The following is a 24,581-nucleotide window of genomic DNA, read 5'->3' as shown; positions in this document are numbered from 1 at the left end:
AGTAGAATTGTAAACAGACCCACCTCTGCGTTATCATTCCTCTTTTCCATTCAAGTTTAAGCCATGACCACTGAAAATACTGTAATTCACTTACTAGATACTCTAAAAGATCCGTTTCTCGGCCTCACAGGCAAGGAAATGAACTTACAATTTAGCCTTGAAATGGCTGACAATCAGTTGCTCGTCAATCTCACCGCAGGCTTTCCTTGTAATTTGCTTGAAGAAAATTACAAGCCCCTATTTCTTGCAGCCTTACAATCAGCATTTCCTCATCAAGAGATAGTAATTCATGTCAATCAATGGATTAAACCTCACAAAACGCAACTCGTAGGCAAAGGCTTGCGTGGAGTAAAAAATACTATTGCTGTTGCGTCCGGAAAAGGAGGGGTTGGGAAATCGACAATAACCGTTAACTTAGCAACTGCATTAGCTCGGTTAGGTGCGCGGGTTGGCATTTTAGATGCAGACATCTATGGCCCTAGTATGCCTTTAATGCTCGGCGAAACAGAACCGGTACAAGTGAGTGGCGAACATTATCTTCCTGCAAAAGCCCATGGAATAGAGAGTATGTCTATTGGCTATCTAACCGACAGTAATCAAGCGATAATCTGGCGAGGCCCTATGCTTGCCAAATCCCTAATCCAAATGCTGGATATTACCCTTTGGGATAATTTGGATTATTTATTGATAGATTTACCACCTGGTACTGGTGATATCCAACTGACTTTGGTACAAAAAATTCCATTGACTGCAGCAATAGTAGTAACTACCCCACAAAACGTAGCGACACTTGATGCACAAAAAGCAATTCATATGTTTTCTAAGACAGGAATAGATGTTCTTGGTATCATCGAAAATATGTCCACTCATATCTGCAGCCAATGCGGACATCAAGAGTCAATTTTTGGCGCAGGCGGTGCAGAATCACTTTGTAGTACACATCATACGACACTACTGGGACAACTTCCATTAGATGGACGCATTAGACAAAACTGTGACGAAGGCACTCCCACTGCAACTAAAGCCCGTGATGAGTTAACGGATACTTTGATTAAAACAGCAATGAAGAGCGCAATTGAATTGGCCAAAAAACCAATCAATTACGCAGACAAGTTTCCTAAAATTGTTGTTGAGTGATTTCTTCCAGAAAGGGTATACTTGCTCAACTAAAATAGGATTCATAGTAGTATTGTAGCCCGGATTAGCGCAGCGTAATCCAGGTAATTAGCGGCACGAAACCCCGGATTACGCTGCGCTAATCCGGGCTACAGTACGATTAAAGATAAATCAATAATAACAATAAAAATAAATTAGCCATGGAACGATTAATAATAGCAACCTTAAGTATTCTGTATTCCTGTCTGGCTTTAGCCAAATCTCCCTATCAAATTGATTTGATCCTATTTGCACACCCAAATCAAACCACTGGCCTAGCTATCGACGCGCCACTCATTCCAATGGGTACAAACGCGATATCCTTAAAAACTGATACAGACAAATCGGGAAAACCTTACCGATTGTTAGCCCCCTCTTCTTCAAGCTTGCGAGATGAATACTATTTACTCACTCGTAAATCTCACTATCAAGTCTTAGCCCATTATTCATGGAGGCAACCAGCAAATAATCAAAGTAGTGTCGCTTTTCCGATGGTTGAACATAACGGCTGGCAAATGCAAGGGACTTTAAATGTGAAGCAAGCGAGTTATTATTTTTTTGATGCAAAATTCCAAGTATCACCGCCCAATAATCCACAATCGTCCTTTACTATTTCACAAAAACAACGCCTTAAAGAAAATGTTGTGTATTATTTAGATAATGCTCAAATAGGTATGTTAGTTAAGATTCATCAATTGGAGTCATAGAGAAACTTCCCTCCCTCGCTATGCACAGCATAACGGAGGGAGGAGCTTTTGTAAGTGAAGGTCAATGAAATCACAGGTTTCGCTGATCTGCACCACACTACAACACTTATTTGCTCCCAGGAGAAAAAACTCGGTCAAATACCGTTGCACCACCTTCGACTACATGTTTCATCGCGGTATTGACATCAGAGACATTAGGATGAGGCTTGTTTGAAAAAAAGCCTAGAAAACCATTTCCTAGTTGTTTGCTTCTGCCAATCTCATGCAATCCAAATAATGCTGCGGCAGTTAGCGTTAAAGAGGCAAATGGACCTAATCTGGCATAAAAAGGGGACATAAATATATTTCCAAAACTGATTAATGCACCAGTCTTGAGCGTTTTTTCTGGATTTACTTGATCTCTAGGCATACTACACTTCCTTGATACATAATTTGAAAACCAATTATTTAGGGCGATGACTTTTATCACTAGGCATAATTTCATCAAATATCGCGGCACCTCCAACAGCAATATTTGCCAGTGCATTTTGCACCTCTGTACTTTTATCACCAGTGATACCACCGAAAAAAGAGTTCATATTATTTACTCCATTTTGAACTTCTCTTCTTTTTTTGCCTATCTCGTGCGAACCTACCAAAAATGCGGTGGTTACCACAATGGCTGTAGTTAAACCGAACTTTGCATCAAGCCAATACAGTGGCGCTAAAATAGTATTTCCAATTGCGAGTAATGCGCCCGTCTTTCCTGCATCATCCATATTAATTTTAGATTGAGACATATCAACTCCTTATGATAATTATTTTTTAATACAGCCTATTTGAGTGCCAATAAAATTGCAAGCATAAATTTAATACATCATAGTGAGTAATACGAAACCAAATTCATATTGAATTGAGTTAAAGCATATTGTGCATTATAATTTCATATGATAAAAATGGAATCATGAGCTCATAATGTCCAAACCCAACCGAATTATTGATGCGCTCACTTTGTGTCTCAAACAAAAATCCAATAAGGATTTTAAATTTGATAATTCATCTGCTTATGCAGGACTGGCCGACCTCTATGAATACTATGCTCTAGAAAATAAAACGGAACAATTTTTTGAGGCATTGGCTCAATTATGCGCTATCCCTAACGATTATCTCACTGGAGATAATCCAATCCTGGATAATTTTATCGTTCAACTGGAAAAAGTGTTTCACCCCCAAAAAGAGGAAAAATCAGTTACTCGAGCGATCCCTTGGTGGGAGCTCAAACGCTCAGAGTTACTCGCCCTCGCAGAAGCTCATTCGCCTTGTTATGTTTATCACTGCCAAACAGTCAAATCTCAGGCACGAAAATTATTAGCGTTACAAGCAATCGACACGCTATTTTATGCAATCAAGGCCAATCCGCATCCATTAATTTTAAACACATTGGAACAAGAAGGAATTGGCTTTGAATGCGTTTCCATCCAGGAATTAAATCACATACATACTCTATTTCCTCACCTCGATAAAAAGCGAATTTTATTTACTCCAAATTTTGCTCCTAAGAGGGAATATAAAGTAGCCATGAACTTGGGATGCTATGTGACAATCGATAATTTATACCCACTAAGGAATTGGCCTGAGTTATTTAAAAACCGCACGATCATAGTCCGTATTGATCCAGGTGTTGGTGCGGGTCATCACAAACATGTCGTGACTGGAGGCAATGAATCAAAGTTTGGTATCGCGCAAAATGATATCGAACAGCTAAAAATTTTAACCCAGGAAAATAACATCCATGTCATTGGTTTGCATTCCCATTCGGGCAGTGGGATTCTTACTTCAGAACTTTGGGAACATACTGCTCTAGTACTTACCTCATTTCTTCAGCAATTTCCTCAAGTTCAGATCATGAATCTAGGCGGTGGTTTAGGAATCGTTGAAAAACCCGGGCAACAAGCTTTAGACCTCAAAAAACTTGATTCAAGATTACTCGCAATCAAATCAAACTACCCTCATTTGCGATTCTGGATGGAACCTGGACGTTTCTTTGTGGCAGAAAGTGGGATCATTTTGGCTAAGGTGACTCAATGTAAAGAAAAAGGAACAGTGCAATTTATAGGAATTGAAACGGGAATGAATTCTTTAATTAGGCCTTCTTTATATGGAGCTTATCATGAAATTGTTAACCTAAGTCGGCTCTATTCAGAACAATCCAGAATGGCACACATTGTAGGTCCGATTTGTGAATCGGGTGATACACTGGGATATGACCGTTTATTACCTACCACTCATGAAGGAGATATCATTTTAATTGCCAATACCGGAGCCTATGGGCACTGCATGAGCTCTAATTACAATTTAAGGCCACCTGCAGAGGAAATTGTTATGGAAGCATAATATTTTTTATATTGCGTTTACTTCAATTGTTAACTACCCTTTGATGTCCATTGTTTGGCCAAAATGAATTGTATCGAATTAACATGTCCCTTATAATATCAAAAATTTAAAATAGAGAGGGTTCCCCATGCCAAACCAAGGCAAAATTATTAGCGCAGTTAACGTTTGCCTGAAGCAAAAGAAAAATATTGCTATTGTACTGAATAAAAAAGGAATTTGTGCCGCACTTGCTGCTTTATACATCCAATATACGTTACAAAATAAACGAGCCGTATTTTTTGATTTACTCGACAAATTAGCGACCCTCCCGAGTAATTATCTCATCGGTGATGATCCTGCAATTGATAGTTTCATTATCAAAATTGAAAAAACATTCCATATCGAGGAATACAGTAGTCATGAAATCCTGCAATGCGATATTGAAAAAATTTTAAATATTGGCAATAAACCCTTAAAAAATGAATTTAATTTAGGCCTGACAACAACTACAGCACAATGGGAAGAACTATTCAAAAAAATTGGTCGTGAGAATCGATCTTATTTGGTTTTTAGTCAGAATCATGCAATCGCCTTATCTTTTGAAAATGGAAAATTCGTTGTTTACGATCCAAACTACACTAGAAAGATAAAAGAGTTTGAGTCAGTAAATGAATTAATCAAAGAAATTAAAGACTGCTTTCAATATAAAGACGACTCTTTTGGTCTCATTATTCGTACATTTGCCCATCCAAATGCACTACCTGTGCATTACCCTTCGCATAATGAATTGCATCAAATTGCCTTCTCAAGTCAGACCGATACCCGTTCAGGCTTCTTTGCCGCTATGGCAGGAGATGTCGATACACTCAGACATTTATTTACCCAAAATAAAATCGACTACGACACATTAAGTAAAGAATATTTCCGTCCCCAGTTCAATGATCTTTTACTGCAACAGCCTTTGTCGCCGGTCCTAAGACAAGCTATTTTGAAAGGAATTCTTTGCAATTTATATTTTGGAAATCATAAAGAAGCGAAAAAGCTCCTTGAACATTATCTAAAGACATACACGACAACCGAAGATCAACGTGCTTTAAAAGACCAACTGCAGCTATTTCTCGACGCCCAAGTGAAAGAGCACGTTTTGTTAATGAAAAAGGAAACGGATCACCGTTATTTATTGAACGTATTTGATCAATTAAATCTGTCTCAAGAGCCTAAAAATCAAACCGCTTATAATCATCTGCAACTCCTAACTTTTGTGACGCAGGAAGCACAATCCGTTCTAATAAATGAGTTTCTAAATAAGTTATCAGCAGAACAAATCGTAAAACAAATCCAATACGCGGCCATCGTCAACCAACATGATGTTTTGAATTTGTTGATTCCTCAGTTAACAACAGCAAGCATTAATCCCAAATCCTTTCCTTCGATATTGAACAAAGAGATCGTTCAAAATATTGATGCGGTCACTTTGAAAAAACTCCTCGATCATGGTTTTACTGTAGATATTCACGATCCAGATTTGTTTACCTTATGCATGGAACGTAATGATTTAACCATTTTTGAAACGTACGCACGTGCATGGGCGGAACAGGCAAATCAGCCCACACTTTGGAACAACATTGATGCACGTGAATACCATTTGATGGATTTAAACACCGCTCTTGGTTCGACAACGCTACTCCATAGCCTGATTTTCCTAAGGAAAAATGAACATGTAAAAAATGCATGGCGAGATAATATCCCTGTCGAGACGATTAAAAGCGCACTTACCCTTGCTCTATTGAATGGCAATAAGGAAATGAGTGTCTTTCTTCAGGAAAAACTGGAAGCGAAGAAAAGCCATCTCGAGCCAGAAACCCTAGATTTCCTCTATGCCAAAGGATTACAAGAAGAAGACTTATCCATTTTATCCACATTGGTTGAGTTACATTACAACGTTTTGCATCATACCCAAGACATACGAGAGTTATTCTCGTTATGTTATGACTATGATAACTACTCCATTATTGAAAAATGTTTAGCCAATGCAAGCCCCAAGATAAAACAACTCGTTTTAGAGAACAGTTTAAATTGGAGTATCGCACCCGTAATCACGGCATGTGCCGAGCAACAACCTCAATTGTTTAATGACTACCTCCATAATTCAACTACAAGCCCTGGAAAACTGGTTAAACTCAATAGAGTAGTACCCAAAATTCCCGCTGATACGCTTACATTAGAAAAATTAGCCCCTCAAGAACAAAAGAAACTAGTTAAAGGCTTTTTCAAAAATAAGCTTTTTCATCTGGCTAAGTCATTAAGTAACAAAGCAACATGGGAAAAATCAGAACTTGAAGAATTCATTAATGAGTTAATTCTGAATAAAAATGAAAGCGGAATTAAATTACTGCTGCAGCTCTTTCCCAAGTTAAAGGAAAATCCAAAACTTATACCTCTGCTGGCACAAAATAATCTATTAATCGCATTAGACTCCTTATTGGATAAAGAAACCGTGGTGCTTGATCCAGAATTAACGGAGCAAATTTTCACTTCAGCGTTGGCCGCTAACAATAAAAATTTAGTCACTCGATTTTTGAATCAAAGCAGGTTAACTCCCAAAACCCAATTAAAGAAGCCTCTTTTAGAATTATTGAAACAGGCGATAGAAAAAGGCAATGATGCGGTTTTAGAACCATTTATTGAATCAGATCTTAATTTCGGACTGGATTTTAAGGAATTATTTCTGTTTAGTTGCGAACAAAAACAAGGAAAAATAGCCAATCAGCTGCTTGCCCGGGAGATTACCCTCAGCACCAGTGAGCAACAATATGCTGTCCAGCAATTAGCTGGTGAGCAACCCGCTTCTGCTTTGTTTGAAACGGTTTATGCCCAAGGATTTGGTAGGCTTTATGAATTATTTTTAAAAGCCAACGTACCAAACCCTAAAGCCTCCTTATTGAGCTCTATTAAAAATCCGGAACAAGATCCTTCATTCCAGAATACAAAATTGTTTACAAGTCCGGACTATTTGAGTCCTTTAAAACGAGCAGTTAAAGAAAAAAATGAAGCTGTATTCAAAAGCCTATTTATTCAAAGCGACCTCCCAAGTGAACCCGATAAAAGTATTCTAGACCTCTTAAAAGATCCTGTACTCTTTAAAGGCATCGTTCCTTTATTTGAAAAAAAATATGGCTACAAAAAATTAATAACTGAAGCTCTAAAACAAAAGGAATGGGCAGCCCTGGCAAATCTTATTGAAAAGCAAACATCAAGTCATCTGGATGCCGAGCTACAACAACCACTACAAGAACATGGGATGGATATCATTAAAGCCTATGTTGAAAATCTCAGCGCTCATTTTGATAAAATCGACGTTCGCCCGCAGTTGTTTCAACTCCTGGAAAGCACTAATCCTCAAGTACTTGCTCAATTGGCAATCCCGCATCGAGAGTTAATTCAAAAAGCACTTGAAGAAATTGAGCTTCATATGCTGCAAAAACAGTTTGATTTAAACAATGAAATTTACCGTTATACATTTAATTATTTGCCACTCAAGCGAGCACTTGAGGAACTCGGCAAGATATTCGAAGAATGTCAAAAAGTCATTCAAGAGAAAAACATTGAGCTTGATAAAGCCATTGAATCTCCTGAAATAGTGAATCATTTGGCACAGATAAAAATCATCATGGCAGGACAAGATATTGATCCCGATTATCTCGAAGAAAGCCATTCTAATCTGTTGGAAAAACTAATAGAAAATCCTCGATTTAAAGAGGTTTGCCTACTGGAATTCAAACTTTATTGTTTACTCAGACAATTTACAAGGCCACTTTTAGAACAGAGTGAGGAGACTCAAAAAGAATTTAATACAACAGCCGAGTCACTCCAGCATGCTTTGGAAGTAACAAACTTGCCTGTACATTTTGTTCTCCCAGAAATTCTGCGGTATTTACCTCAACCAACAAAAGCAGAAGTATTACCCACTGCAGTTATTGAAGAATCGAACTTAGGCCAAGAAACTCAGACTCCTAAAGCTCCTGCAAAAGCCATACCTGGTTCGCCGCAACCCATGGTGAAAAAAAATACTTCCCCCAATAGGGGAGTTGAACCTAAAGATGGTGGCAAGCAACAGTTAGAACCGTCTCAAACATACCCAAATCGACAACTCAAAACAGGAGAGCCACCTACTCAATCGTTGAGTGCACAATCCAATTTCCATGCTTTGAGAACGCAATGTACTGAAGCCTTAAATTATTACCTGAAACATCGGGATAAAAATTTAAGCTTTTTTTCTTATTTTTTTGATTATTATCGTGGACAAACTCGTGCCCTTCATTACAAGAATTTAATTGCATCGGCGCAAAACGAACAAGAGTTGTATCTTTTAGAATATGCTATTTTAACGAATGAGAATGGAACCCAATTAAAGAAAGATTTGGCAGACCAACTCAAATTTAAAGATGAATATACGGCTCAAGAACAACTCAAAGCACGAATTAAAAAATCCTATTCCTTCACAACGAACGACTTATCTCAATTGGATAACTGGATGGATTCACTCAATCAAAAAATTAATACCGATGAGCAAACGGATACAAGCAGCTTATTTAAAGAGGAGTTAAGCTATTTAGGACAAATACGTAATCAGCAAAAGAGATTGCAGCCTCTGTCATTTTTCCAACCCCAAAAACCCGATTTAATATCTCGATTTTTGCAATGGCTTGAAAGCTGGCTCGGTGCGGACAACTCATCTACTGAGAAAAATAAATTGTCCTTGTAGCATTATTTTAGTCCTCTAGCCCAGATTAGCTAAGTGTAATCCGGGCTACAAGCATCGAGGCTTTATAAGAACTCTATTTTTATCTTTATAAATATTTCCACATTAATAAATTATGTTAGGATTGGCTATTCTCTACCAATTTTCAAAACACGATGCAGGACGCTCTTAAAATACTCTTTCAAAAATATCCTCAAACAGAAGCTCCCTTTATGCACCAACAACTCACTGAATGGAGCAATTCACGTCCATTAGCTGGATTACGAGTAGTCCATCATGTCCCCTTGGTCATGAATACCTTATTAAAAATAGCCTGTTTAGTTGAGGCAGGTGCGAATATAACAGTCACCAATCCCTCGGATTTTTGTTTTGCACAACCGCAGGCAATCTCTTGCCTAAATGAAGCAAAGATTCGTTATGTTGAGGAGCCGCATACCCTTGCTGGAGAAACTTTTGATCTTTATTTTGATTGTGGTGCCCAACTGTATCAATTTCTTGGAAAACCCCAAATTGGAGCAATCGAATTAACCGGCTCAGGAGATCAATTCTATAGCCAACAAGTTCTTGATTTTCCAGTGATCAGTATTGATCGCTCGCTGACAAAACAATTGGAAACAGTTTTTGGATGCGCGGAAAGCAGCCATTTGGCTCTGACTCAATTAACAGGAATTAATCCAGCTGAAACATCATGGGTTATTTTTGGCTTTGGCAAGATTGGACGTGGGCTTGCCTATTTTTGTACTCAAAATAAAGTTCCTGTAGTAGTTGTAGACCCTAATGAGAAACAAAGAAAACTCGCTCAAAGCTTAGGTATCAAAGCACTCGATCCCCAAGACTTCAGCGGGCTGGAACGTGCATTAATCGACGCGAATGTGGTGATTACTGCGACCGGTAAAAAAGCGATTATGAATAATTATCCCCACTCCTGGTTTAGTGGCAAGATACTTGCCAATTTAGGAGTTTATGATGAGTTTGGTCCTCAATTTAGTGATGATGAAGTCTTAAATCATAAAATGCCTGTTAATTTTGTACTTAACGACCCCACGCCCATGAAATATATTGATCCAGAATTTTATATCCATAATCTGGTTGCTTTAACCTTTCTGAGAGAAAAGCTGACTTCTGGAGTTCATGGAATACCCTCAACATTAGATAAAGATATGATTGAACGTTGGTGTGCCTATCACTCATTTCCCTTAGATCTCATTAATATATGGCTGTATGAGTAATATTGAGAGCCTGGTTTGCCCCAAGAGTAACTTCTGGATGGATTCGACACCTCATTCCTTGGAATTACAGCTAATTAAAATCATGCTGTGCAGAACATTTTAATATTTATTTTCAAAATCATTTAATGCAAAGTGCTAATATTATAATCATAGCGAAATTATTTTGAACTGAGCATCTGTGATGTCAAACACCTATATAGAAATTTATGAAGATCATAAATCTTATGAACAGAAAGATACAATCGACGCGTTGATGGACACTTTAAAGCGAATCAATCAGGATGAAATGCAGCAGCAAGAAGGCTGGCTAAAGCCAATATGGCAAGGGTCAAAAGACAAAGTGCTGGGTTTCTTTCAAGGGTTTAAAGCGAAACCACCGTATGCTAAAAGCGAAGTTGTAATCAACAAGGTTATTGATGATTTAAGGGCGTTAAAAACTAGCGAAGAGTATCAAGCCCAAGGGGAAACCGCTAATACTCATTTAGAACTTCTAGGCATTTTAGGCGGACATTTTAAAGAGATTGATCCTAAGAGTAAACTCCATGAATTGTTTAATTACGTCATGTTTCATGAGGGTTCCATTGATTTCTCCTTACGCGAAAGCAGCATTATCGAGCCTTCTCCCCTGGAAATGCTTACTGGCGCAGAAGAGCCATATGAAGAGGAAGAGCAATGGGAACTGCCTGATATCCAAGAATTGCTGAAAACTAAAAATCTTCCTCTCGATATTTTTTCTGTTAGCGAACAAAACACATTAAGCCTAGACAGTGATATTAATGATCATGCCAGATGGGCGTTCCAAAATATTTATTGCTTTTCTTATCCTCAATCCTATCCCGAAGAAGGTGAGATAGCTCGTGTTCATCATGGAATCGAACATGTCAGTCGTGCAGCAATGTATGCCATTGTATTTGCCAATCTTTATCGCAAACATGGTAACCAAGAAGCCGAAAAGTTAAGTGCTAAGGATATCAAATTAATACAAATTGCCTTACTTTTTCATGATGCTGCTCGTGAGGATGAAAATGAAGATCATTGGGATCATGAAAGCGCTGTTTTTTTATACTATTATCTAACAGCGGTATTAGGTGTTGATGCAACAAAAGCTAAATTGATCGCAGAAGCAACCGCAAATAAAGACCCCAGTCCAGAGAAGGGATATTTTGAGCTTTTTGAAGAGGAAGACGGCTCAGTGTCTTGGCAATTTTCTCAAAGTGAGGACGGTCAAATTCCTCCCAAAAATATTTTTCAAAAAATAATTCATGACTGTGATTGCTTGGATATTATCAGAGCACGTAATCAATATAACGCAACCTATCTTGATTTTTATAAAGAAATAGCGAGTAAAGAGGGAAACGAAGTCGCTTTAGAAGAAATGGCAGAACTTGTTATGGAAGCACGAAGTCTTATCTACACTCAAGGAGATGCACGTATTAAGATAAATCTGGAATTGAAAAAGCACTATGAACATGAAGATGCTTACGCCCGTATAAAAGCCGATGTCAATCCAGAGAATTACCCTTTGATTTTTGCATTATATGAGCGTTTGCTCGATGTAAACGACTTAAAGGACATGCAATTAATCGACTTAAGACCTTTTGATGAACAGCTAGGAATGACAGGAGACAACTTAAACGCGGCCTTACGCGAAGGACGCATACTTGCTCGTGGTATTGGTATTCCCAGTGCCAAACCCAAAATTCGACCCGGTAAACCTGTTTCTAGTGATGCAACTTTGGCTGAAAAAGAAATACGCAAAACAATGCGTGCTGAACTTATGAATGTTAAAAGTAGAAAAGCAGAGCCTCATCCCAAACACCATAATCCAATGCGATCCACTTCAATATTGGGTCATGGTAGTGGTGTTTATCCTTCTGCGGGGATGTTAATTTTTAATCCGGATATAGCCAATATCAGCAGAATTTCATCAGAGGATTTTAATAGCGGAAGAGGATCGAAAACCCATTTGGCTCATCTCCAGGAGAAATCATATAGAAAATCTTCTTCTTTATTAGAGCACGAATATCAAGGCCTTCTTAAAAAGATGAAGTTAGGTTTATTTGGCAAGCCAAATGAAATCGGTTCAAATTATGTAGAACTTTTATATGATATAAATCGTTATGATGCTATTTTTTATACTCCTGATCCAACGATAGCGAATAAAATTTGTCATCATGATTATGATCCTGTTCATCCATTCTCTCCTCTTCTACAAGCGATTTACATACAAAAGCAATATGAAAGACAGTACGAATATACAAAGGAGGCCTTTGTTCATACCTATGGAGAAGAAGAGGGTAAGGCGCTTTTCATTCAACGATTTGGTTTAAATAAATCCTTACCCATTTATGAGTATTCTGGGCAGCATAATACCCTTAAACGGGTTGACCCCACCGAATTGACCGAAGAGCGCATCATAGAAATGTGGATTAGCATGTGCTCTGACTTCATGGCAAAGCGCTTGAAGGATGTTGACCAAGAAACACTCTATACGATGAGTGTTGACGACATAAAAGTGTTAAGCATGTATGGGTATAAAAAAACTAATCTTGCCGGTCTAAACCAGTCTGCGGATTTAAATTATCCTGAAGAACTGAGAGAACTAATATCACAAGCCATTGAGAGAGAAAGAGCAAAACTCATTAACGCACATGAAGATCAGTTATTAGAAAATCTTAATAATAATGAACAAGGTGTATTCTCTAAAGAGTTTTTTATTAATTTACAATACAGTGCGAGATTGCAAGATTTAAGTAAAAAACACGTTAAAAACACAATTACACATTTTATTCAATCAATGCCTGAATTATCTTTTAAAGATGATCTTGTTTTTCGACAGGAATATAAATTTTTGGCGGTTGAAAGTTTAGAAAAATTAAGACCTGCGCGAATAGCAAATAACCAATTATTACAAGCCTATTTTCTTTGTAGAAAATACGACTTAGATGACGAAGCAGAGCATATTAGAAATAAAGCCATGGAACTGGCCAACCAACTAATTTTAGATTGGCAGGAAAGTGACCATTTAAGCTTACAGGATGCGTCTAATTTAAAAAAATTTATGACGATAATTAAAGCGGATGAGAAAATTCTAGAGAGAGCTGACGCGTATTTGTTAAAAATTATCGAGAATAAGACAAATAATGTGATTCACAAAAGAAATAATCTATTTGAGTTTACGCAATCCATCTTCAACCTCTCCCGAGCAGAGCTAACGCATCCGGAATGTCTTAAGTTAATCGAAACGGCATACAATCACGTTGGCGAAAAAGTAACTGAATTAGATACTTATAACCTCTGTGCTTTTTTAAACATTGCTTCTTTGTTAGGAAAAAATCCTCAACAAGAATTCTACGATTGGCTAAGCGAGCAAACGTTAATCGATACCGATAACTATAAGATCATCGAGGCCCTTAAAAAGGTTATCGTCTTTGACGATAACAATCTGCATCTATTTAAGGCCTTGTTAGAAAAAATCCATACTAATGATTCACGTTCTAACTATGTCAATCTAGACTATTGGATAGGATGTATGCAGAATTTAAAAAGTATTGTTCTAAATAGAGAATTCTCGGAAAAGCAATTGGAGATTCTCAATGAAAAATATCATAAGGTCATTGTTAAGCTTATAGAAGATAACATAAACAGTGAACATTCAGTCTTTCGTCGTGCATTAAGTGAAAACAGGAACAAATGGATAACGTTAATGAGCGTAGCTGGCGATCTCTCTAGCATTCTAAAAACCAATTTTTTTCCTGTTCCAGAGTGTTTACTGGAATACTTTAATAGCTCGCTAGTTGATCTCACCCATCTTAATTTTGACGATACTCAATTGGATTTAAAAAATTTAGATGTACTTAAAAAACTACATCGTCAATTACCTCAACAAGAAAAACGCCAAGAAGCAATGAGTAAATTGGATGAATGTTTCATCGCTTGGATCAAAGCTGAAGAACTTAAAGAAACAGCATCGCCCCAGCAAGTGCGTTTGGTTTAAAAGATCCCCCTATCTTTAACATGAGTACCTTGCATTATTTAAAATAAATTTACACTTTCCCCATGATGCTATATATTCCGCCTTTTGCTCGCAAATTGAATTAATGAATTTATTAAAATCCACACCCCAATATAGCCCCCAAAGAACAGTTATCTGGTTGGTCGGCGTGTTTTTCTTACTCTTTCAATTTTTCTTGCAATTATCTTCAGGAATTATTATTGGCGCCATAATGCATGAGAAACAATTAACTGCATTCACCGCCGGTCTATTAAGTAGCGCTTTTTACTACGTTTATACTACAATGCAAATTCCGGTTGGGCTTCTTTTTGATCGCTACAATACCCGAACTTTATTGTCCCTAAATGCCCTATTATGTGCTTTAGGCTGCTTTTTATTTTCTTCGGGTTATAACTTATTTGTTTTATTTCTAGGTCGCTTAATTATTGGTGGCGGGTCCTCTTTTGCTTTTGTTGGCATGACTCGAATATTACGCCAGCATTATCCTCTGAAACAATATGCATTTATGATTGGGCTCACAGAAACTCTAGGGTTTACTGTAACGGTGATCAGCATGATTGGAATGGGTTCACAAATAACACGCATTAGCTGGCATTATTTCCTTGCTGCTGCAGGCGTCATTGGTCTTTTAATTGCTTTTTTATGTGCGAATTTTATTCCCAGCAACAAACCGGTCATCAGCAATCATCATCAATATAGAAAACATTTGCTGTTCATGGTAAAAAACAAATTGGTATGGATGAATGGATTATTTGTAGGCTTAGAATTTTCGGTAATTACTGTTTTTGCCGCCATGTGGGCCGTTCCTTTTCTCCAATTAAAATTAGAGTGCTCTATAGAGGCAGCCAGTATTCTCACCTCAATGATTTTGTTAGGAGCTGGTTTAAGCTGTCCCATATATGGCTGGTTGTCCATCCATCTACCTAAGCGCAAACCGCTAATCCATATTTCTTGCTTGTCCACTGCGGTTTTATTCATTCTTGTTCTTTACTTACCCATACATAACATGCTCCTCACAGGGATCTTATTGTTCGCAATCGGACTGTGCTGCGGCGCGTATATGCTTGCGTACACTATTGCCAATGAACTGGCGCCAGAAGAATCTCTATCTGCCTGTACAGGCTTCACGAATACCTTGGCAATGGTCACAGCCCCCCTACTCCAGCCATTAGTCGGTTATTTATTGGATTATTCCAAAGGTGCTACCAACCTTCATGCTTTAGCCGATTATCAATTAACCCTTTTAATCATTCCCGCTGCATTAGTTATTGCCAGTGCTTTATCACACTTTCTTCCAGAGAAAGAGATGTAGCCAAGCTATCTCTTTATTCATACTTCCTATTTAAAATTAATAAAGCCTTAATAATTTAGAGATAAAATAACAATATTTGATCAGTATGTAGTTATTTTATATGGCAGAGTCTAAAAAAGAACCTAAAAGCATTTCTGTTTCCAAACATCCAAAGGAAATCAATTACTTTGTCATTTTTGGCGATAGTCTTTCTGACGGTAAAAACATGGGGGAAAAGGCTACTTTTCTCGGACCATTGGCAAAAAAGTTATGGCTAAAGATAACAGGACTATCTGAGTCACCTAAAGAGCGATTCACTAATGGCTATACTTGGGCTGATGCGATTAAATCAATGGTCATCAGTAAATTTCTCAACGAAGATCGAATAAAAAAGGATCCTTTTGGGAAGTTTAACTTAAATAATGCCGACATCAGTGATGATATTCTTTCTCGGTTAGGCGAAGATCAAGACCATCAAGATGGTTTTTCCTGGCCACACAAAAGACAATACACTAAGAAGGAAGTTAGAGCAGAAATAAACGAGGTGCGACGCAAAAAGCGTGTAGAAGCCAGAGAAGAGGGCCATCTGTTCGGTGCTAATCCAGAAAATTCTCCGAAATCCAATACCATCTCAAGTCAGGACAAAAAAACTGCTCTGGGTGCTACTCCTATTAAAAAAGGACGACCAAAAACCAAGCTACAAGAGTCTTCTGATGATGTTGCTGACCAATTAATAACAGACTCACGTTATCACGATTACGTCCAAGAATATTATTCACTCGATGATGGCCGTGTGGCTCAATATAATGGCCAGAACTTCTTTAGAAACTACAGCCAAGGCGGCTCAACATCATATGATTACAGCTGGAATGACTTGTTTCTTTCACTTCTGTCTCCTATAACTTCAATAAAGCTTTTCTTTACCCGCTTAATTGTATCCAATCTATCGAATCAGGTAGATCAATTCTTGCAAGACAGTGAGAATGAGGAAGCAGTATCTATAGAGCAAAAAAAGAAGACCCTTATTACAGTATTTTCTGGTGCTAACGATTTAATTACGGTTAATTCAGAGCCAACCGAAGAGGCAGCAAAATTGGCTGCTCAAAGCAACATAGATAATATCGAGAGGTTAATCAAAAAAGGCTATACAAATTTTGTTTTGTGTAATTTACCCGATTTGTCCTTAACACCACGCTATCAAAATAAATCAGTTGATGAGCGTAATAACGCTCAAACTGTATCAATTGCATTTAATACGGAATTAGAAAAGAAGCTAGAAAAGTTAAAGGAACGTTATCCCAATTGCTCGATTGATCTTTTTGACATCAAAAGTGTTTTTACTAAAATTTACAACGATGTCCGTGATGATGGTGGTTTAGGATATAGTCAATACTTTAATAAAAGTTGTTTAAAAGAACCTTATTTAGATTATGCAAAAAAGAATAATATTCCAATAATTCCTGGAGGAGTTGCTCCGGGTTACCAACACATGTTTTGGGATGATGTGCATCCAACTGCAACCATGCATGCCTTGTTGATGTCGGAATATTACAAAAGCAAGGAAGGTCTTGCCCAATATAAAATATCAGCCCCAGCGGAACAAAGCGCCAAACTATTATGTAACATCTTTAATCGAAAATATCATGAGAAATTAGAAGAGCTTACTTTTGGACCTTTCAGTTGGTGTAATGAATTTTCTATTAATTATGAAGAGCCCAAAAAAGCGCTTATCTCCATATTACGTTATGCACTTGTTGAACAGAACGATGATGGTGACTGTTTACGTGAAGCAATGGCTGATTTAGGTTGGTGGGCAAATGGCAAACCAAACATGAGTATTCCTGCCCTGGCAGATGCTATGTGGCTTTTGGATCCTGAGTATGCTCGTAGATTAGAAGCGAAATTAGATCCTCACCTAAGAGAACCTAATTCGTACAAAATGATACACGGAGCATTAGGTGGAACACTCGTAGATCAAGAACCTCTGAAAAATAGAGCTCATCCTGAACTGGATTTTGATCCCGAAGTGGACAAAAAATTACAAAAATTGATGGATAAAAAGGCTAATACCAAAGAACCAGAACCAACTTTGTTACAAGCAACTACAACCTCAACTTTAAAACAAAGATCTTTAACGACTGAGGATATTACCACTCTTACTCTGTGATAAATTGGGTATTGGGGTAGCCTGGATTGGCGGCGCACGAGAAACCTGGTTTTTAAATATTTGAATAAACTTCTTAATCCTGGACTCCGCCGCGTGGTGTCCAGGCTACAAAATATACTCAATCAAGCAGTTAACTTAACATTCTTGTTGGTTAGCTCAGAATTTTTTAAAAATGACTGCTGAGTCATAAAACAAAAGCCAGCCCGACTGTCTTTAGAAAAACCTGCCACAGTATGTGATGATGGATCATTACCCTTTAATGTATTAATCAATTTTAAGCTCAGCTTAGGCAAGCCAATCTTTAACATGCACTGATCATTATCTAGAGGTTTTAGTGAAATAAATTGAGACATTTTGACTTTATTGCCTAGAGGATCTAGCCAACCGGCAACTGCGGCACTGGTCGCATCTTTTTCCTTAAGGTTTGCCGAGTAAAATCCATTATCATCATTTAAGCGACAAAACGTAGTGCTGATCTCATGAGTGGCTTTTTGATCATCATTTAATACCAATTTACCAAACCATGCTTTATTTCCGGTAACAAATTGCTCTTTATCATCAATACGAAGATGACCATTGAGCTGGCTAGTCTGTAACACTTGAAATTTTACTCCAGGTCGTAGGACTAAGGTTTCATTGTTGTTTGCTTGCTTTAACATGTCCACTTTAAAATTAAAGCCTTTTTTATCTGCTGCTTTAACGCCAAAGATCCAACTGTCATTGATGGGATTATAGCGGATAAAAGAATAACCAACATGCCAATCAAGTGGTGTTGATTGCTCTATTTTTTCTTTATTTTCATAATAAAAAACCAGCTTGTTCGTTTCTTCATCGATTAAAGCAGCTTGAGTATGAAATTCTGTACCTTGACGCTGCATTTCAAAAAAATATCCGTATTGATCACCACTTTCATTCTTTACCATGCCGGAAAAAGTCCAACTTCCTACATTGGAATCTATGAGTTGTACCTGCTGCTGCACTTCTGATTTTATTTCAGCCGCAAGCACTCCAGTACTTATGGGGAATATGATTAATAATAAAAAACAGCGAATCCAAGCAAACATAATCAGCAATAACCTTTTAACTGTTGATGTAACCACAATGCATCCCAAAAAGCATCATCCAATACAGCGTCTACGGGCAAATAATGCATTGTGTCTGAACAAAAAGATCGACATTTCACTGCATCTTTTTCCGTCATAATAATAAGTGATTTGCAATAATTCAAATCATCTGGCTTAAACTGATAATGATCAGGATAAGAACAGGTGTCGAATTCTATCCCTAATTGCAGCAAAGTGGAATAAAAACGTTGAGGATTACCAATCGCAGCAATCGCTTCCCATTTACCATTTAATGCATGGGGATCAATTTCCTCATCAGTACTTAATTTCTTTATTTTTCCTGGTCTTAATACCATGGAATATGCATTATTCCACTTACCTTCATTCACTACAATAAAATCAACCTGATCTAAGCGCCTAGCAGGTTCCCTTAACGGCCCTGCTGGCAAACAAAACCCGTTACCCAACCCACGAGTTCCATCAATAACCGCTATTTCTATAGCCCGTCCCATACGGTAATGCTGCAGTCCATCATCACTAATAATAATTTGACTTTGATGTTGTTCCAAAAGATATCGAACCGCATCCGTGCGTTTAGGGGCAATCACTACAGGGCATTTGGTTTTTTGTGCTAACAGTAAGGGCTCATCTCCAACCTCCAGTGCAGAATCATTAACCTCTACTTCGTAAGGAAAATGTTTGAGTTTCGCGCCATAACCACGGCTTACGATCCCCACTCTTAATCCTTTTTGTTGTACTCGCTTGGCTAATTCGATAACCAGTGGGGTCTTACCCACTCCCCCAACCGTTATATTTCCAACAACAATGAGTGGAACTGGGCAATCAAACTGACTAAAACGTTGCAAATAAGAGCGTCTTACTGAAGCGAAAACCGAATACACCCAAGAGAATGGCCGTAATACCCATTGCATCGGGTGATCACCATACCATAATTTCTCAAAGAAGAAAGACATCAGACTATTGCAACCTCTTGAACTGTATCTGAGTGTTGTATTCCCTGAAGTTGTGCATAGTACCCTTGTAAATCTAGTAACTCCTGATGAGTACCTTGCTCCACGATGCTTCCATTTTGCATCACTATAATTTTATCTGCATGTTTAATGGTGGATAAGCGATGCGCAATAACTAAAGTCGTACGATTTTTCATGACTTCTTCCAAAGCGATCTGTATGTATCGTTCTGACTCGCTATCCAAAGCAGAGGTTGCTTCATCAAGAATTAAAATAGGAGCATCTTTTAATATAGCCCGTGCAATCGCTATCCTTTGTCGCTGGCCACCAGAAAGTAATACCCCATTCTCTCCAACACGCGTGTCATAACCTTCTGGTAAACGACGGATAAATTCATCAGCAAAAGCCATTTTGGCAGCTTGTATGATTTGTTCACGACTAACATCGGAACGGCCATATGCAATATTATTCGCTAAAGTATCATTAAAAAGTGTTACATTTTGACTCACCAAAGCCATTTGTTGACGTAAACTGCTTAAACTGATTTCATTGATCGGTGTATCATCTAGAGTGATAACACCTTGAGTCACTTCATAAAAACGAGGCAATAAACTGGCTATAGTTGTTTTACCACTTCCTGAATGCCCTACCAATGCAACCGTTTTACCGGCTTCAACAGTGAAGCTCACGTTATGTAATACATTTTCTCCTTGCCTGTATGCATAAGACACCTGTTTAAACTCAAGATCACCGCGTGCTCTTTGTGACAAAACCTTACCTTGCTCTTGCTCTATGGGCAGATCCAGCATATGGAACACACTCTCTGCGCCGGCTAAACCTTTTTGTATTACCGCATTCAACGTAGTTAAGGTTTTCATGGGTTTGATTAGCTGTATCATTGCCGCAATAATTGCTAAAAAAGAGCCTGCAGAAATAATGACTACTGTAGACAATTGAATTGCAGCGGCAATGATTGCTGCTATGCCTATAGCAATGACAATTTGTACGCCAGAGACATTCAGTGCCTTGCTCGCAGCAACCTTCATATCATTTTGACGGGAGCGTTCTATCGCATTACTAAATTTTCCAGATTCATAAGTAATACCTCCAAAAATACGAACTACTTTATAACCCTCAATGGCTTCACTCGCGATTTCCGTCACTTCCCCCATCGTTTTTTGGACTTTATGACTGATTCGTCTAACACGTTTATTGGTGTAGTTGACAATAAAGCCAACAAAAGGGATGGTTAACAGAAACATCAGTGACAATTGCCAGCAGATCACCATCATGACGGTAAGAAAACCAATAATCAAACAGGAATTTTGAACAATATCGGTTAAAGCATCTGCGCTAACCTGTGCTACCTGCTCAACATCATAAAGAATTTTAGAAAGCATTTGTCCAGAGGTTGCCTCATCATAAAAATCAGCAGGTAAATGCAAAATATGATTAAAAACTTTTTCTCTTAATACTTTAACTACAGAGCGGGCAACCCAAGTCATGCAATAACTTCCCAGTGAACTGACAAGCCCCCTCAAAGTAATCCCTATTAAAACGATATAAGGAATTTTCTTGATAAAATCCATATCGACACTAATAAAACTTTTATCAAAAAAGGGCCGCATCATATAGGTGAAACCGGCATCGATAAGGGAATACAACATGTTGGCAAAAACGCCTAATACCAATATGGGCCAGAACGGTTTCACATAAGCTAACAAACGTTTGTATAAAATGCTGGTCTTAACTGAGAGTTTCTTTTTCATGACTCAAATGGTTCAATCGAAAAGTGGGTTATTGTAACTGTTATTACTTGGAAGTGCTAATTTTCCTTCACAGAAAGATAGCGCAGTGATACAGCCATAAAGTTAATAGTATTTCCCTTCTCCCCATGGGGAGAAGGTGCCCGTTAGGGAGGAGGAGGGTATTGATAGTAGCACCCTGTTCCCTACCCCTCCCCCACGAGTGGGAAAGCGGATTTTTAATAACAGTTCGACCGCACGCAGGCTATATTATGGTTGATTAACTGTCACTCCAACGTCATCTTGATCCGAGTATACGCACAATGAAAACCTATTTTTTGCACATTAGAATCTGAAACACTTCCCGGTTCAGTAGTGACTGTCGCCCAAGATAAACCAAGTTGTTTTGCCATATTTAAGCGAGCAATTAATAATTTTTTTTGTAATCCTCTTCCTCGATAGGCAGGCAAAGTGCTGGTCACACCTAAATCACAAAAGTCCCCATGCATGGCAATAGTAGCTCCTGCTACAATCACCTCATTATCGTAGACAGCGAAGGTACTGACTCCCTTAGATTGGGCATAACGAAAAAATTGATCTTCTGCTTCAGGTGCATCAAAACCTAAAGCTATTTTTTTAGCCCATTGCTCCTTTTCATTTGACTTTATTTCTCTGATCGTCAAATTCTCCGCAGCATAATCAAGAGGCTGAAATGACTTTAAATCCAATAACGATACGTTATTTAATTCACTGATACGGTAGCCACGCTGACTTAAACATAGGGTGAGATCATTTCCTACAAAAGGACACAACTCGATATCTACTCGATTATGGTTCAAGGTTTTATAAAAATGTTCGATGCGTTCAATTTCAGTCTGAAAATGGTCTAATTTTGTAGCAAAACCCCATCCAACTACCTGTGATAAATACGAATCAAACCCTGAAAAACAGGCAGCGCCTCCATTGACCTCCAAAATTCTTCCTTGTGGATACTCTTTGGTTACCTCTATGTGGGTTTGTTTGATGCAAGACTCCATCTGTGCTGCCAGATTTTTAGTAATACAGTTCATCTCATATTATTCCTATCAAAGTCAGTATCTGAGTGAAGGCAAAACCCTAAGCAAAACAATTTAAAAGTGGTCTGATTCTTATTGCAATCCGTTTGATAGTTCATATACCAAACCTGGACCTCGATAAATCAGACCAGTGTAGACCTGGATTAGAGAGGCCCCTGCATCCAACTTAGCCTGAGCCTTGTGACAACTGTCAATGCCACCTACTCCGATCAAGGTTATGGCGTCACCTACATACTGTTTCAGCAAACGCAAACATTGGGTTGATAAGTCCCATAAAGGTTCACCACTTAATCCGCCAGTTTCCTCAGCATAAGGCAAATGGGCTACCCCCTTGCGAGAGCAGGTCGTATTCGTCGCAATAATCCCTTCAATACCATAGTTCAAAATCACTTCAGTCATTTGTTTTAATGTTTCTAAATCTTCGTCAGGTGATATTTTAACGACTAAAGGCACATGGCGCTGGAATTTATTGGATAATTTAATCTGTTCCGTCTGTATTTGCGATAACAAATTGGCAAAATATTCTTTCTGCTGTAATTGGCGTAAATCAGGAGTATTGGGCGAGGAAATATTGATGGTTACATAGGAAGCATACTCATATACTTTACCCAAACAATGGATGTAATCCTCGGCAGCATGTTCTAATGGCGTATCTTTATTTTTACCTATATTAATCCCTAAAATTCCTTTATAACGTGCTTTCTTTACATGGCCCACCAAAGCATCTACACCTAGATTATTAAAACCCATGCGGTTAATAATGGCATGAGCCTCTGGCAAACGAAATAATCGCGGCTTAGGATTACCCATTTGTGGTCTTGGTGTCACTGTTCCTAATTCAATAAAAGAAAAACCCAATTTGGCCAATGCATCCAAATGCTCTCCATTTTTATCCAAGCCTGCTGCCAAACCAACAACATGTGGAAATCGCAATCCCAAAGCTTCTATGGGTTTTGATTCTGCCTTTTTAAAACAAAAACGAGGCAGATAATGTAAAGCAGATAAACTAAGAGCATGAGCTCGTTCAGGAGCCATACTAAAAAGCAAAGGACGTAACATTGAATACATACAAAAAACCTTGAATTCCTGGATTTTACTTATCCTCGACGTCCAGCGGTTTGCCGGCGGGATCTAAGAATTACTCACTATCACTGAATCCCTCGGACACGCCGCTGAATGGAGGCAAAAAACGTTCTATAAAAGCAGAGGATACTCTTCATCCAGACTACATTGATTAAATATCACATTTCTGTGCCCAGACCCGTAGCATTGCGTTTTCAGATTTATGCAAATGATAATCTACTTGTCTAATTTCCACACCATAACCCTGTTTTTGCAGTTCCAACAATACTGGACCTAAAAATTCAGAAGTTTTTCCATCCATATCATTTAAAGGAAAAATTCTTACTTCTTTAGCGACTCTGGCTAATTCACGAATTACATTTAAATGAAATGCAACAGTTTGATCTTCCAAATCAGCAAATAAATAATTAGCGCTTAATGCAAAATCAAAAGAAAAATCAGGATAAGGTAAATGATAGTCTGCTGCGCCATAATAGCGTCCTTCGGCCTTGCCTTGCTCGTAATCTGCAAAAAACGTTTTCATGCCATTTTTTCGATGCTCAAGCAATTGTTCTAAACTTCCGCTGCGACTGAAATCGAACTGGTCTTGCTCTCTGCGCACTTCTTCAGCCATTTGTGCAAAAATCATAATCGCTTTAGAGGATAAAGTATCTTTATCCAAAACGAATAAAGGGTCACAGCTTACGGCTTGATGGGCCTCTTGAAATTGTTGGGCGTTTACTGCACTCGGACCACATCCATATTCTAAAATCCTGGAATTCATGTCCTCTTGAGACAAATCGAACATCTCACGATACTCCTCAACACTATGTCCCCAGAGTACTAATTTACGCATGAATGACTCTCCTAAATAATAAATCTGAACGCTGACACTTTGGCTGTAACTACCTCCTAATAATCGGTAGTTTTCCTTTGGCTTAAGATTAGGCGATTTTTTAAATCAGGTAAAGGAACATTTATAATC

The 24,581-nt window shown here is 38.2% G+C and carries 15 protein-coding genes and 1 pseudogene; 8 read left to right on the top strand and 8 right to left on the bottom strand.

Going from position 1 to position 24,581, the window contains the following annotated elements:
• Window positions 1-63 precede the first annotated feature (63 nt).
• Window positions 64-1,137 (top strand): iron-sulfur cluster carrier protein ApbC, encoded by a 1,074-nt coding sequence (apbC, locus tag OQJ13_RS14935; RefSeq protein ID WP_265711642.1) that lies wholly within the window; start codon window positions 64-66, stop codon window positions 1,135-1,137.
• Window positions 1,138-1,316: 179 nt separating this feature from the next.
• Complete coding sequence (locus OQJ13_RS14930; RefSeq protein ID WP_265711641.1) at window positions 1,317-1,862, top strand: CsiV family protein; 546 nt, start codon at window positions 1,317-1,319, stop codon at window positions 1,860-1,862.
• Between the two features lie 106 nt (window positions 1,863-1,968).
• Here OQJ13_RS14930 and OQJ13_RS14925 read toward each other — a convergent pair whose 3' ends face one another.
• Window positions 1,969-2,271 (bottom strand): hypothetical protein, encoded by a 303-nt coding sequence (locus OQJ13_RS14925; protein WP_265711640.1) that lies wholly within the window; start codon window positions 2,269-2,271, stop codon window positions 1,969-1,971.
• A 34-nt stretch (window positions 2,272-2,305) separates the two neighbouring features.
• Window positions 2,306-2,641: a hypothetical protein gene (locus OQJ13_RS14920; protein ID WP_265711639.1), complete on the bottom strand. Its 336-nt coding sequence runs from the start codon at window positions 2,639-2,641 to the stop codon at window positions 2,306-2,308.
• A 454-nt stretch (window positions 2,642-3,095) separates the two neighbouring features.
• Between OQJ13_RS14920 and lysA the strand changes: the two are divergent.
• The 6 genes and pseudogenes from lysA to OQJ13_RS14890 all read left to right on the top strand — a co-directional run.
• Window positions 3,096-4,235 (top strand): annotated as a pseudogene (gene lysA, locus OQJ13_RS14915) (diaminopimelate decarboxylase); the annotation flags it as partial.
• 127 nt (window positions 4,236-4,362) lie between these two features.
• The gene (locus OQJ13_RS14910) at window positions 4,363-8,979 is read left to right on the top strand and encodes a hypothetical protein (RefSeq protein ID WP_265711638.1); all 4,617 of its coding nucleotides are present in this window, start codon (window positions 4,363-4,365) and stop codon (window positions 8,977-8,979) included.
• A 152-nt stretch (window positions 8,980-9,131) separates the two neighbouring features.
• Window positions 9,132-10,205 carry a saccharopine dehydrogenase NADP-binding domain-containing protein gene (locus tag OQJ13_RS14905; RefSeq protein WP_416209914.1) on the top strand — a complete coding sequence of 358 codons (1,074 nt, stop codon included), beginning with the start codon at window positions 9,132-9,134 and terminating at the stop codon, window positions 10,203-10,205.
• Between the two features lie 181 nt (window positions 10,206-10,386).
• Window positions 10,387-14,202 carry a SidE phosphodiesterase domain-containing protein gene (locus OQJ13_RS14900; protein WP_265711635.1) on the top strand — a complete coding sequence of 1,272 codons (3,816 nt, stop codon included), beginning with the start codon at window positions 10,387-10,389 and terminating at the stop codon, window positions 14,200-14,202.
• A 103-nt stretch (window positions 14,203-14,305) separates the two neighbouring features.
• Window positions 14,306-15,532 (top strand): MFS transporter, encoded by a 1,227-nt coding sequence (locus tag OQJ13_RS14895; RefSeq protein ID WP_265711633.1) that lies wholly within the window; start codon window positions 14,306-14,308, stop codon window positions 15,530-15,532.
• 100 nt (window positions 15,533-15,632) lie between these two features.
• Window positions 15,633-17,678: an SGNH/GDSL hydrolase family protein gene (locus tag OQJ13_RS14890; protein ID WP_265711632.1), complete on the top strand. Its 2,046-nt coding sequence runs from the start codon at window positions 15,633-15,635 to the stop codon at window positions 17,676-17,678.
• Window positions 17,679-17,800: 122 nt separating this feature from the next.
• Here OQJ13_RS14890 and OQJ13_RS14885 read toward each other — a convergent pair whose 3' ends face one another.
• The 6 genes from OQJ13_RS14885 to OQJ13_RS14860 all read right to left on the bottom strand — a co-directional run bounded on the left by OQJ13_RS14885 (window position 17,801) and on the right by OQJ13_RS14860 (window position 24,452).
• The gene (locus OQJ13_RS14885; RefSeq protein ID WP_265711630.1) at window positions 17,801-18,742 is read right to left on the bottom strand and encodes a hypothetical protein; all 942 of its coding nucleotides are present in this window, start codon (window positions 18,740-18,742) and stop codon (window positions 17,801-17,803) included.
• Window positions 18,743-18,744: 2 nt separating this feature from the next.
• Complete coding sequence (lpxK, locus tag OQJ13_RS14880) at window positions 18,745-19,716, bottom strand: tetraacyldisaccharide 4'-kinase (protein WP_265711628.1); 972 nt, start codon at window positions 19,714-19,716, stop codon at window positions 18,745-18,747.
• Window positions 19,716-21,482 (bottom strand): lipid A export permease/ATP-binding protein MsbA, encoded by a 1,767-nt coding sequence (gene msbA / locus OQJ13_RS14875; protein WP_265711626.1) that lies wholly within the window; start codon window positions 21,480-21,482, stop codon window positions 19,716-19,718. The genes lpxK and msbA overlap by 1 nt, the downstream gene beginning before the upstream one ends.
• A 263-nt stretch (window positions 21,483-21,745) precedes the next feature.
• Window positions 21,746-22,528: a GNAT family N-acetyltransferase gene (locus tag OQJ13_RS14870; RefSeq protein WP_265711625.1), complete on the bottom strand. Its 783-nt coding sequence runs from the start codon at window positions 22,526-22,528 to the stop codon at window positions 21,746-21,748.
• 78 nt (window positions 22,529-22,606) lie between these two features.
• Window positions 22,607-23,602, bottom strand: coding sequence for a quinone-dependent dihydroorotate dehydrogenase (locus tag OQJ13_RS14865; RefSeq protein WP_265711624.1), 996 nt, complete (start codon window positions 23,600-23,602; stop codon window positions 22,607-22,609).
• 166 nt (window positions 23,603-23,768) lie between these two features.
• Window positions 23,769-24,452, bottom strand: a complete 684-nt coding sequence (locus tag OQJ13_RS14860; RefSeq protein ID WP_265711622.1) for a hypothetical protein — start codon at window positions 24,450-24,452, stop codon at window positions 23,769-23,771.
• Window positions 24,453-24,581: the final 129 nt, after the last annotated feature.

It is taken from the genome of Legionella sp. PATHC035 (genome assembly GCF_026191115.1).
In the GTDB taxonomy this organism is placed as follows: domain Bacteria; phylum Pseudomonadota; class Gammaproteobacteria; order Legionellales; family Legionellaceae; genus Legionella.
The sequence above is the reverse complement of the archived record's forward strand: the minus strand, read 5'-3'. Positions and strand labels throughout refer to the sequence as shown.